The sequence below is a fragment of the Pseudomonas sp. NPDC087690 genome (assembly GCF_044743175.1).
Classification (GTDB): domain Bacteria; phylum Pseudomonadota; class Gammaproteobacteria; order Pseudomonadales; family Pseudomonadaceae; genus Aquipseudomonas.
This window is the reverse complement of record NZ_JBIUVX010000028.1, coordinates 56,627-67,822: the sequence shown is the minus strand read 5'-3', so window position 1 is coordinate 67,822 and position 11,196 is coordinate 56,627. Positions and strand designations below refer to the sequence as shown.

The 11,196-nt window shown below is 60.1% G+C and carries 10 protein-coding genes; 6 read left to right on the top strand and 4 right to left on the bottom strand.

What is annotated here, in order from left to right:
• The first annotated feature begins 126 nt into the window (after positions 1-126).
• The 6 genes from gatC to ACIPIZ_RS21655 all read left to right on the top strand — a co-directional run bounded on the left by gatC (position 127) and on the right by ACIPIZ_RS21655 (position 5,340).
• Complete coding sequence (gene gatC, locus ACIPIZ_RS21680) at positions 127-414, top strand: Asp-tRNA(Asn)/Glu-tRNA(Gln) amidotransferase subunit GatC (protein WP_007915356.1); 288 nt, start codon at positions 127-129, stop codon at positions 412-414.
• A 25-nt stretch (positions 415-439) separates the two neighbouring features.
• Positions 440-1,882: an Asp-tRNA(Asn)/Glu-tRNA(Gln) amidotransferase subunit GatA gene (gene gatA / locus ACIPIZ_RS21675; RefSeq protein WP_401167313.1), complete on the top strand. Its 1,443-nt coding sequence runs from the start codon at positions 440-442 to the stop codon at positions 1,880-1,882.
• 10 nt (positions 1,883-1,892) lie between these two features.
• Positions 1,893-3,338, top strand: a complete 1,446-nt coding sequence (gene gatB / locus ACIPIZ_RS21670) for an Asp-tRNA(Asn)/Glu-tRNA(Gln) amidotransferase subunit GatB (RefSeq protein ID WP_105705470.1) — start codon at positions 1,893-1,895, stop codon at positions 3,336-3,338.
• 148 nt (positions 3,339-3,486) lie between these two features.
• Positions 3,487-3,858: a septal ring lytic transglycosylase RlpA family protein gene (locus ACIPIZ_RS21665; RefSeq protein ID WP_064387928.1), complete on the top strand. Its 372-nt coding sequence runs from the start codon at positions 3,487-3,489 to the stop codon at positions 3,856-3,858.
• 46 nt (positions 3,859-3,904) lie between these two features.
• Positions 3,905-4,966, top strand: coding sequence for a calcium/sodium antiporter (locus tag ACIPIZ_RS21660; RefSeq protein ID WP_064387927.1), 1,062 nt, complete (start codon positions 3,905-3,907; stop codon positions 4,964-4,966).
• Positions 4,963-5,340 carry a carboxymuconolactone decarboxylase family protein gene (locus ACIPIZ_RS21655; protein ID WP_105705465.1) on the top strand — a complete coding sequence of 126 codons (378 nt, stop codon included), beginning with the start codon at positions 4,963-4,965 and terminating at the stop codon, positions 5,338-5,340. Before ACIPIZ_RS21660 ends, ACIPIZ_RS21655 begins: the two co-directional genes overlap by 4 nt.
• An 83-nt stretch (positions 5,341-5,423) precedes the next feature.
• On the opposite strand, the gene ACIPIZ_RS21650 is transcribed toward ACIPIZ_RS21655, so the two are convergent.
• The 4 genes from ACIPIZ_RS21650 to ACIPIZ_RS21635 all read right to left on the bottom strand — a co-directional run bounded on the left by ACIPIZ_RS21650 (position 5,424) and on the right by ACIPIZ_RS21635 (position 11,141).
• Positions 5,424-6,365 carry an AEC family transporter gene (locus tag ACIPIZ_RS21650; RefSeq protein WP_064387925.1) on the bottom strand — a complete coding sequence of 314 codons (942 nt, stop codon included), beginning with the start codon at positions 6,363-6,365 and terminating at the stop codon, positions 5,424-5,426.
• A gap of 253 nt (positions 6,366-6,618) precedes the next feature.
• Positions 6,619-8,172: a galactarate dehydratase gene (gene garD, locus ACIPIZ_RS21645; RefSeq protein ID WP_150646881.1), complete on the bottom strand. Its 1,554-nt coding sequence runs from the start codon at positions 8,170-8,172 to the stop codon at positions 6,619-6,621.
• Between the two features lie 11 nt (positions 8,173-8,183).
• Positions 8,184-9,548 carry an MFS transporter gene (locus ACIPIZ_RS21640; protein WP_064387923.1) on the bottom strand — a complete coding sequence of 455 codons (1,365 nt, stop codon included), beginning with the start codon at positions 9,546-9,548 and terminating at the stop codon, positions 8,184-8,186.
• Positions 9,549-9,695: 147 nt separating this feature from the next.
• Positions 9,696-11,141 (bottom strand): aldehyde dehydrogenase family protein, encoded by a 1,446-nt coding sequence (locus tag ACIPIZ_RS21635; protein ID WP_064387922.1) that lies wholly within the window; start codon positions 11,139-11,141, stop codon positions 9,696-9,698.
• Positions 11,142-11,196 lie beyond the last annotated feature (55 nt).

Here is an 11,196-nt window from a genome sequence, read left to right as displayed (position 1 = left end):
GTAAATTGGCCGCTTTTCTGTGCACCAAGCCCCACAATCGCGGCCATATGACCGTAGAAGTGCGGTCGTGTTCCGACAATCTAACACACGGACGCCGTCCGTTCTGTTTTCCACAGGAGAATCCCGATGGCGCTAGAACGCTCCGACGTGGAAAAAATCGCTCATCTGGCCTGCCTTGGCCTCAATGATGCCGATCTTCCACACATTACTTCCGCTCTCAACAGCATTCTCGGTCTGGTCGACGAAATGCAGGCTGTTAATACCGACGGAATCGAGCCTCTGGCCCACCCGCTGGAAGCCAGTCAGCGCCTGCGCGCCGACGTCGTGACCGAGAGCAATCACCGCGAGGCCTACCAGTCCATCGCACCAGCGGTCGAAAACGGCCTGTATCTGGTTCCGAAAGTCATCGACTAAAGGGAAAGAGCCTGCACTGCATCAAATGACTCTGGCCGAGATCGCCCGCGGTCTCGCCGATAAAAAGTTTTCCTCCGAAGAGCTGACCAAAGTCCTGCTGGCGCGTATCACCCAGCTCGATCCGCAGCTCAACAGTTTCATCAGCCTCACCGAAGAGCTGGCCATCGAGCAGGCGAAAGCTGCCGATGCACGCCGCGCCAGCGGTGAGAGCGGCGCCCTGCTTGGCGCGCCGATTGCTCACAAAGACCTGTTCTGCACTCAGGGCATTCGCACCAGCTGCGGCTCGAAGATGCTCGACAACTTCAAAGCCCCGTACGACGCCACCGTGGTCGCGAAACTGGCGGCTGCCGGTGCCGTTACCCTGGGCAAGACCAACATGGACGAATTCGCCATGGGTTCGGCCAACGAGTCGAGCTGGTATGGCGCGGTGAAAAACCCGTGGAACCTCGAACACGTTCCGGGCGGTTCGTCCGGTGGTTCGGCGGCGGCAGTTGCCGCGCGTCTGTTGCCAGCGGCCACGGCCACCGACACTGGTGGTTCGATTCGTCAGCCGGCGGCGTTCACCAACCTCACTGGCCTGAAACCGACGTACGGTCGCGTTTCGCGCTGGGGCATGATCGCTTACGCCTCCAGCCTCGATCAGGGCGGCCCGTTGGCGCGCACTGCCGAAGACTGCGCCATTTTGTTGCAAGGTATGGCTGGCTTCGACCAGAACGACTCCACCAGCATCGATGAGCCGGTTCCGGATTACTCCGCAAGCCTGGGCGATTCGCTGCAAGGTCTGCGCATCGGCGTGCCGAAGGAATACTTCAGCGCCGGTCTCGACCCGCGCATCGCCGAGCTGATCCAGAACAGCATCCAAGAGCTGCAGAAACTCGGTGCCGTGATCAAGGAAATCAGCCTGCCGAACATGCAGCACGCGATTCCTGCGTATTACGTGATCGCCCCGGCAGAGGCTTCCTCGAACCTGTCGCGTTTCGACGGCGTGCGTTTCGGCCACCGTTGCGAGCAACCGAAAGACCTGATCGACCTGTACAAGCGCTCGCGGGGCGAAGGCTTCGGCGCAGAAGTGCAGCGCCGGATCATGGTCGGTGCCTACGCACTGTCCGCCGGTTATTACGACGCCTACTACCTGAAAGCGCAGAAGATCCGTCGCCTGGTGAAGAACGACTTCATGGCTGCCTTTAATGAAGTCGACATCATCCTCGGCCCGACCACGCCGAACCCGGCCTGGAAGCTTGGCGCGAAGAACAGCGACCCGGTTGCTGCCTATCTGGAAGACGTCTACACCATCACCGCCAACCTCGCCGGCCTGCCAGGCCTGTCGATGCCGGCCGGTTTTGTCGACGGTCTGCCGGTTGGTGTGCAGTTGCTGGCGCCGTATTTCCAGGAAGGCCGTTTGCTCAATGTTGCGCACCAGTATCAGTTGAACACTGACTGGCACACCCGCACCCCAACCGGCTTCTGAGGAGACACACATGCAATGGGAAGTCGTGATCGGGCTGGAGATTCACACTCAGCTCACTACCCGATCGAAAATCTTTTCCGGTAGTTCCACCACATTCGGTTCCGAGCCGAACACCCAGGCCAGCCTGATCGACCTGGGCATGCCTGGCGTATTGCCGGTGCTGAACCAGGAAGCGGTGCGTATGGCGGTGATGTTCGGTCTGGCGATTGACGCCGAGATCGGTCAGCACAACGTGTTCGCCCGTAAAAACTACTTCTACCCCGATCTGCCGAAGGGCTACCAGATCAGCCAGATGGAATTGCCGATCGTCGGCAAGGGCCACCTGGACATCGCCCTGGAAGACGGCACCGTCAAACGTGTCGGCATCACCCGCGCGCACCTGGAAGAAGACGCTGGCAAGAGCCTGCACGAAGAATTCAACGGTGCCACCGGCATCGACCTGAACCGTGCCGGCACGCCGCTGCTGGAAATCGTCTCCGAGCCGGACATGCGCAGCGCCAAGGAAGCCGTGGCTTACGTCAAGGCAATCCACGCGCTGGTGCGTTATCTGGGTATCTGCGACGGCAACATGGCCGAAGGCTCGCTGCGTTGCGACTGCAACGTGTCGATCCGTCCGAAAGGTCAGGTTGAGTTCGGCACGCGCTGCGAGATCAAGAACGTCAACTCGTTCCGCTTCATCGAGAAGGCGATCAACTCCGAGATCCAGCGGCAGATCGAGCTGATCGAAGACGGCGGCAAAGTGATCCAGCAGACCCGTCTGTACGATCCGAACAAGGACGAAACCCGTCCGATGCGTTCGAAAGAGGAAGCCAACGACTACCGTTACTTCCCCGATCCGGACCTGCTGCCGGTGGTCATCGAAGAGTCGTTCCTCGGCGAGGTGCGCGCCACCCTGCCGGAGCTGCCTCCGCAGAAACGCGAGCGTTTCCAGGAGCAATTCGGTCTGTCGGTCTACGACGCCAGCGTGCTGGCCACCAGCCGCGAGCAAGCCGATTACTTCGAGAAAGTCGCGAGCATCGGCGGCGACGCCAAACTGGCGGCGAACTGGGTGATGGTCGAGTTGGGCAGCCTGCTCAACAAGCAAGGCCTGGACATCGACGAGTCGCCGGTTTCCGCTGAACTGTTGGGCGGCATGCTGCTGCGCATCAAGGACAACACCATCTCCGGCAAGATCGCCAAGGTTGTGTTCGAAGCGATGGCCAACGGTGAAGGCAGCGCGGACGAGATCATCGAAAAACGTGGCCTGAAGCAAGTGACCGACAGCGGTGCGATCTCGGCGGTGCTCGACGAAATGCTTGCGGCCAACGCTGAGCAAGTTGAACAGTATCGCGCGGCGGATGAAACCAAACGCGGCAAGATGTTCGGCTTCTTTGTCGGTCAGGCGATGAAAGCGTCGAAAGGCAAAGCCAACCCGCAGCAAGTGAACGAACTGCTGAAAAGCAAGCTCGAAGGCTGATGAAAATGGAGCCAGACCCCAAGCCTGGCTCCATACCCTGTAGGAGTGAGCCTGCTCGCGATAGCGCAATGTCAGACACTGAAAGGTTGACTGTCTTACCGCTATCGCGAGCAGGCTCACTCCCACATTTGATTCGGGAAACCTTTGAATGAAGCGTTTGTTCATCAGTTGCGCCCTGCTCTCTTTAATGGCCGGTTGCGCCAGCACCGACACCATCGACCCGCACGGTTACGACCAGACCGGCGTCGCTTCCTATTACGGTGCCAGGCACCACGGTAAACGCACCGCCAGTGGCGAACCGTTCAACCAGAATTCCCTGACCGCTGCCCATCGCCAACTACCGTTCGGTACACGGGTGAAGGTCACCAACCTGAAAAACGATGAATCCGTCGTGGTCCGTATCAACGACCGCGGCCCGCACACCCGTGGACGTCTGATCGACGTTTCCCGCGAGGCCGCCGAACAGCTCGGCATGCTGCGCAGCGGCACCGCACGGGTTCGCGTGCAGGCTCTCGACTGATGGAGCGCTGACCATTTACGGACTGAGCGATTTACCGCTGATCAGCGTGATCGAACTGCTCGCCGGCCTGTGCCTGCTGATCTTCGGCGCCGAACTGATGGTGCGTGCGGCTGTGCGCCTGGCTGAACGCTTGCACGTACGTCCGCTGATCATCGGCCTGACCATCGTCGCCCTCGGCAGCAGCGCGCCGCAGATGGCAGTCAGTGTGCAAGCCGCGTTGGCGCACAATCCCGACATCGCGGTCAGCAGCGTGGTCGGCAGCAGCATCTTCAACATCCTTGTGACCCTCGGCCTGTCGGCGCTGATCATCCCGCTGCGCGTGTCACGGCAACTGGTGCGCCTCGACATTCCGCTGATGATCGGCGCCAGTCTGTTGGTGTTCGTATTGGCGTGGAACGAAGAGATCGGACGCTTCGACGGCATCCTCTTGCTGGCTGCATTGGCGTTGTACCTCGGCCTGTTGCTGCGTCAGTCGCGGCATTCGACGCGCCCGCACTCGGCACAGACAGACGCTGCGCAAGTGTCCTGGATTGGCAGCTCGCTGATGATCATCGTCGGTTTGGCGATGTTGGTGTTTGCCGGGCATCTGCTGCTGGGCGCGGCGGTGGTAGTGGCGACGGATCTGGGTTTCTCCGAACGGGTGATCGGTCTGACCGTGGTCGCCGTCGGCACTTCGCTGCCGGAACTGGCGACCTCGCTGATCGCCGCACTGCGCGGGCAACGGGACATCGCCGTGGGCAACGTGATCGGCGCCAATCTGTTCAACCTGCTCGGCGTGCTTGGCCTGACTGCGTTGATCGCACCGACGCCGTTATCGGTGTCGCCGAACGCGCTGGATTTCGACTTGCCGGTGATGCTCGGCGTCGCCGCGCTGTGCTTGCCGGTGTTCTATTCAGGCTACCGCGTGACCCGCACCGAAGGTTTGTTGCTGCTCGGTTTGTATCTGGTCTACGGGCTGCATGTGGTGTCGTTCACCACCGGCATGCCGCTGGCCGGCAAGCTGGAGCGCTTGATGCTGTTTTACGTTCTGCCGCCGTTGCTGGCGTTTCTGCTGTTCACCTCCATCCGCGCCTGGCGCCGCCAACACCACAAGAGTGATATGCCATGACCGAATCGAAGCAATCCGGGGTAGACGTCCGCCGCCAGGTAATGGGCGATGCGTTTGTTGATCGCGCCTTGGGCAACGCCACCGAATTCACCCAACCGCTGCAGGATTTCGTCAATGAACACGCTTGGGGCGGGGTATGGAATCGAGAAGGTCTGCCGCTGAAGACGCGCAGTTTGATTACCCTCGCGGCGCTAACGGCGTTGAAGTGCCCGCAAGAGTTGAAGGGCCATGTGCGCGGTGCACTGAACAATGGCTGTACGGTAGACGAGATTCGTGAAGCGCTGCTGCATTGCGCGGTGTATGCCGGCGTGCCGGCGGCGATTGATGCGTTTCGCGCGGCGCAGGAAGTGATTGATACCTACCAGAAAAGCTAAAAGATCGCAGCCTTCGGCAGCTCCTACAGGAACGCATGCCCATGTAGGAGCTGCCGCAGGCTGCGATCTTTTGATGTTGCCCTTTAGATCCAACCACCCCACTGCAAAACAAAGATCCCGATATTGGTAGTAATCGCCGCCATCAACGTGGTCAGCACAATAATCGCCGCCGCCAGTTCATGATTGCCTTGCGCCGCCCGCGCCATGACAAAACTTGCCGCCGCCGTCGGGCTGCCGAAGTACAGAAACAGAATCCCCAGCTCCGCCCCGCGAAAACCCCACAACCACGCCCCCAGCGTTGCCAGTACCGGCAAACCGACCATCTTCACCAGACTCGAACTGAGCGCCATGTTGCCGCTCTTGCGCAACGCTGCCAGCGACAGCGTGCCGCCAATGCAGATCAGCGCCAGCGGTAAGGTGGTCTGTGCCAGATACTGGCCGGATGTCTCCAGCCAGCCCGGCAAAGCAATCTTGAAATAGGCAAACGGCGCCGCCGCAATCACGCTGATGATCAGTGGATTGCTGAACACGCTTTTGCAGATGCTCCACGGATCGGACTTGATCACCGGGCTGTACACCGCCAGCACGATGGTCGACAGGGTGTTGTAAAACAGGATCACCAATGCTGCGAGAATCGCCCCGAGGGAAATCCCGTAATCGCCGTACATGCTCGCCGCCAGCGCCAGACCGATCACGCCGTTATTGCCGCGAAACGCGCCCTGGGTGTAGATGCCGCGATCTTCCCGCGGGCAGCGGAAAATCGCCCAGCCCCAGGCCAGGGCAAAGCTCACCAGCGTGGCAAGGGAGAAATAGATCAGCAGGGACGGTTGCAGTGCCGCATGCAGGTCGGCGTGCAGAATGCCGAGGAACAGCAGCGCCGGCATGGTCACGTTGAACACCAGCGACGAGGCGGTGTGGATGAAGTTGTCGTTGATCCAGTCGATGCGCTTGAGCAGCACACCGAGAAACAGCATGGCAAACACCGGCGCGGTGATGTTCAGGGTTTCGAGGAAGATTGCCAGCATGCCGGGGAGCCTTGGGTGAGCGTCGTTAGGGGGCTAATGATAAGCCAAAAGCTTGAAAAGCCCCTCACCCTAACCCTCTCCCCGAGGGAGAGGGGACTGACCGAGGTGTTTTGCGGCATACATCGACCTGCAAGACCGAGTCGATTATGGATTCGGCAAAGCACTTTCAGGTCGATGTACTTCTAAAATATCCCTGGATCGGCCCCCTCTCCCCCCGCGAGAGGGCTGGGGTGAGGGCCAAGCCGATCACGCATCAAGTAATCGGCGCCGGGTTGAACAACGTAATGTCGTTATGCAGCTTGTGCTTCTCCGCCCATGTCTGCTGCTTGCCGCTCGCAACATCCAGATAGTAGTGAAACAACTCCCAGCCCAACTCTTCGATGGTCGCACGCCCGGTGGCAATCCGCCCGGCGTCGATGTCGATCAGATCCGGCCAGCGCTGCGCCAGCTCCGTGCGTGTCGAGACTTTCACCACCGGCGCCATCGCCAAACCGTACGGCGTGCCACGCCCGGTGGTGAACACATGCAGGTTCATCCCCGCCGCCAACTGCAACGTGCCGCAAACAAAATCACTCGCCGGCGTCGCACAGAAAATCAAACCCTTCTGCTTGAAGCGCTCGCCCGGGCCGAGCACGCCATTGATCGCGCTGCTGCCGGATTTGACGATCGAACCCAGCGACTTCTCGACAATGTTCGACAACCCGCCCTTCTTGTTGCCCGGCGTCGTATTTGCGCTGCGATCCGCTTCACCTTTGGCAAGATAGCGGTCGTACCAGTCCATCTCGCGCACCAGTTCCTCGGCGACGGTCTTGGTTTCAGCACGAGAAGTGAGCAGATAAATCGCATCGCGTACTTCGGTGACTTCGGAAAACATCACCGTCGCCCCCGCACGCAGCAACAAGTCCGAGGCATAGCCCAGTGCCGGGTTGGCGGTGATCCCGGAGAACGCATCGCTGCCGCCGCACTGCATGCCGAGAATCAACTCGGACGCCGGCACGGTTTCGCGGCGGCGCTGGTCGAGTTTCTTCAGGCGCACTTCAGCCAGTTCCATGATCTGCTCGATCATTTCGGTGAAACCGTGACTGGAATCCTGCAAGCGATACAGCCACGGATCGCTGAGATCCACCGAAGCGTCGTCCTCGTGCATCACCTGCCCGGCCTGCAATTTCTCGCAGCCCAGACTGATCACCAACGCCTCACCACCGAGGTTGGGGTTGCGCGCCAGATTGCGCACAGTGCGAATCGGGATGTAAGCGTCGGTGGCGGTGATCGCTACACCGCAGCCGTAACTGTGAGTCAGCGCCACCACGTCATCGACGTGTGGGTACTTCGGCAGCAGTTCTTCCTTGATCCTTTTCACCGCGTGATCGAGCACGCCGGTGACGCACTGCACCGTGGTGGTGATGCCAAGAATATTGCGCGTGCCGACGGTGCCGTCGGCGTTGCGATAGCCCTCGAACGTGAAGCCTTCCAGCGGTGCCTGCGCGTCCGGCACCTCGGTGGACAGCGGCAGGCTGTCCAGCGGCGGCGCGGTCGGCATGCGCAGTTGATCTTCCTTGACCCAACTGCCCCGGCGGATCGGCTGCAACGCGTAGCCGATCACCTGACCGTAGCGAATCACCTGGCCGCCCTCGGGAATGTCTTCGAGGGTGACCTTGTGGCTCTGCGGCACAAATTCCAGCGTCACCAGGCCATCGGCAAACTCAGTGCCGGCCGGTGCGCCCTGGTCGTTGACCACTACCACCACGTTGTCCCGCTCGTGCAGGCGGATGTGGCGCGGCGAGTCGGAATGTTCAATCAACTGCATGACGCCGCTCCTCAGGAATGCGCTTGGGACAATTTACCACTGGCTTCAACACCGCCGTTGGTTGGCGGCTCTTTGAGTACCACACGTTTGATCGGGCCAACGATGACCAGATAGCTGAACACCGCAACCAGAGCATTGGCACCAACGAATACCAGCGCCCACTTGAACGAACCGGTGGAGCTGATGATGTAGCCAATCACGATCGGTGTGGTGATCGAAGCGATGTTGCCGAAGGTGTTGAACAGGCCACCGCTCAGACCGGCGATCTGTTTTGGCGAGGTGTCGGAGACCACCGCCCAACCCAGTGCGCCAACGCCTTTGCCGAAGAAGGCCAGGGCCATGAAGCCGACGACCATCCATTCCACTTCAACATAGTTACAGGCAACGATGCTGCTGGAAACCAGCAGGCCGGCGATGATCGGCGCTTTGCGAGCGAAGGTCAGCGAGTGGCCCTTGCGCAGCAGGTAGTCGGAAATCACCCCACCGAGCACGCCGCCGATGAAACCGCAGATTGCCGGCAGCGAGGCGATGAAACCGGCCTTGAGAATGGTCATGCCACGCTCTTGCACCAGATACACCGGGAACCAGGTCAGGAAGAAGTAAGTGATGCCGTTGATGCAGTACTGGCCCAGATACACGCCCAGCATCATGCGATTGGTCAGCAACTGACGGATGTAATCCCATTTCGGACCGTCGGACTTTTTGCCCTTCTGGTCCATGTCGACCATGCCGCCGTTTTCAGCGATGTGCTTGAACTCGGCTTCGTTGATGCGTGGGTGTTCACGCGGGCTGTAGATCACTTTCAGCCAGACCAGCGAGAAGATGATCCCGAGGATACCCATGACGATGAACACGTGTTCCCAGCCAAAGGAGTAAACGATCCAGCCCATCAGCGGTGCGAACAACACGGTGGCAAAGTATTGCGCCGAGTTGAAGATCGCCGAGGCGGTGCCACGTTCAGCGGTCGGGAACCAAGCGGCCACGATGCGCGCGTTGCCAGGGAACGAAGGCGCTTCAGCCAGACCGACCAGGAAGCGCAGCATGAACAGCGCAACAATGGCGGTGGACATGCCGAACTCACCGACAAAGCCTTGCAGCACGGTGAACAGCGACCAGGTGAAAATGCTCAGGGCATAGACTTTTTTCGAGCCGAAGCGATCGAGCAGCCAGCCACCGGGAATTTGCCCGGCCACGTAGGCCCAACCGAATGCGGAGAAGATATAGCCGAGGGTGACCGCGTCGATGCCCAGATCTTTTTGCAGGCTGGAGCCGGCGATGGCGATCGTGGCGCGGTCAGCGTAGTTGATCGTGGTCACCAGAAACAGCATGAGCAGGATCAAATAGCGGACGTGAGTCGGCTTTTGAGTCGATTGCATGTAGATGTACTCCCACTGATTATTTTTATGCGCGGGTGAATCTTCTTTGGTCTTGCATTTATTTCCTGTAGGAGCTGCCGCAGGCTGCGATCTTTTGATCTTGAATGATCGCAGCCTGCGGCAGCTCCTACAGGGGTATTGCGTGGATCAGGAACCGATGTAGCTGGTCTTCACGACCGTGTAGAACTCTTGCGCATAGCGGCCTTGCTCACGTGAGCCATAGGATGAGCCTTTACGGCCACCAAACGGAACGTGGTAATCGACGCCAGCGGTCGGCAGATTGACCATGACCATCCCGGCTTGCGAATGGCGTTTGAAGTGGTTGGCATACTTCAGCGAAGTGGTCGCGATACCCGCCGACAAACCGAATTCGGTGTCGTTGGCCATCGCCAGCGCCGCGTCGTAATCGGCCACGCGAACAATGTTCGCCACCGGGCCAAAGATTTCTTCGCGACTGATGCGCATCGACGCTTCACTGTCGGCAAACAGCGTTGGCGCGAGGAAGTAGCCCTCGGTATCGCAAGTCACCACACCGCCGCCGCTGACCAGACGTGCGCCTTCGGACTGGCCGATGTCGATGTACTTCATGTCTTGTTCAAGCTGCGCTTGCGAAACCACTGGACCGATGTCTGTGCCGGATTTCAGCGCGTGGCCGACCTTGATCGACTTCATGCGCTCGGCCATCGCTTCAACGAACTTGTCGTGAATACCGGCGGTAACGATCAAACGGCTCGACGCGGTGCAACGCTGACCGGTGGAGTAGAACGCGCTCTGCACCGACAACTCGACCGCTTGTTTGAGGTCGGCGTCGTCGAGAATGATCTGCGGGTTCTTGCCACCCATTTCCAGCTGAACCTTGGCCTGGCGCGACACGCAGTTGACCGCGATCTGCCGGCCCACGCCGACGGAACCGGTGAAGCTGATGCCATCGACCTTCGGGCTCTGCACCAGCGCATCGCCAACCACGCGACCGCTGCCCATCACCAGGTTGAACACGCCGGCCGGGAAGCCTGCGCGGGAGATGATTTCCGCCAGCGCCCAGGCGCAACCCGGAACCAGATCTGCAGGTTTCAGCACCACGCAGTTGCCGTAGGCCAGCGCCGGGGCAATCTTCCACGCAGGAATCGCAATCGGGAAGTTCCACGGGGTAATCAGACCGACCACGCCCAGCGCTTCGCGGGTCACTTCAACATTGACGCCCGGACGCACCGACGGCACGTAGTCGCCGGACAGGCGCAGGCATTCACCGGCGAAGAACTTGAAGATGTTACCGGCGCGGGTCACTTCACCGATGGCTTCGGGCAGGGTCTTGCCCTCTTCCCGGGCCAGCAGGGTGCCGAGCTCTTCGCGACGGGCGAGGATTTCCGTGCCGACTTTATCCAGCGAATCGTGGCGAGCCTGAATGCCCGAAGTCGAATACGCCGGGAATGCTGCGCGGGCGGCGTCGATGGCGGCGTGAACCTGAGTCAGGTCAGCCTTGGCGTAATCGCCGATGGTGTCGCTCAGCTCGGACGGGTTGATGTTGGCCGAGTAATCGGCACCGGCAACCCATTCACCGTTGATGTAGTTGTCGTAGCGTTTTGCATTTGTCACAGGGGCAGCCCTCAAATCTCAAAGCCTTTACGCAAAAAGCCGCTGATTACTCAGC

Bases quoted from the DNA above. Each gene is read 5' to 3' on its own strand.
- gatC (WP_007915356.1), top strand. From the start codon at position 127: ATGGCGCTAGAACGCTCCGACGTGGAAAAAATCGCTCATCTGGCCTGC.
- gatA (WP_401167313.1), top strand. From the start codon at position 440: ATGACTCTGGCCGAGATCGCCCGCGGTCTCGCCGATAAAAAGTTTTCC.
- gatB (WP_105705470.1), top strand. From the start codon at position 1,893: ATGCAATGGGAAGTCGTGATCGGGCTGGAGATTCACACTCAGCTCACT.
- ACIPIZ_RS21665 (WP_064387928.1), top strand. From the start codon at position 3,487: ATGAAGCGTTTGTTCATCAGTTGCGCCCTGCTCTCTTTAATGGCCGGT.
- ACIPIZ_RS21655 (WP_105705465.1), top strand. From the start codon at position 4,963: ATGACCGAATCGAAGCAATCCGGGGTAGACGTCCGCCGCCAGGTAATG.
- ACIPIZ_RS21650 (WP_064387925.1), bottom strand. From the start codon at position 6,365: ATGCTGGCAATCTTCCTCGAAACCCTGAACATCACCGCGCCGGTGTTT.
- garD (WP_150646881.1), bottom strand. From the start codon at position 8,172: ATGCAGTTGATTGAACATTCCGACTCGCCGCGCCACATCCGCCTGCAC.
- ACIPIZ_RS21640 (WP_064387923.1), bottom strand. From the start codon at position 9,548: ATGCAATCGACTCAAAAGCCGACTCACGTCCGCTATTTGATCCTGCTC.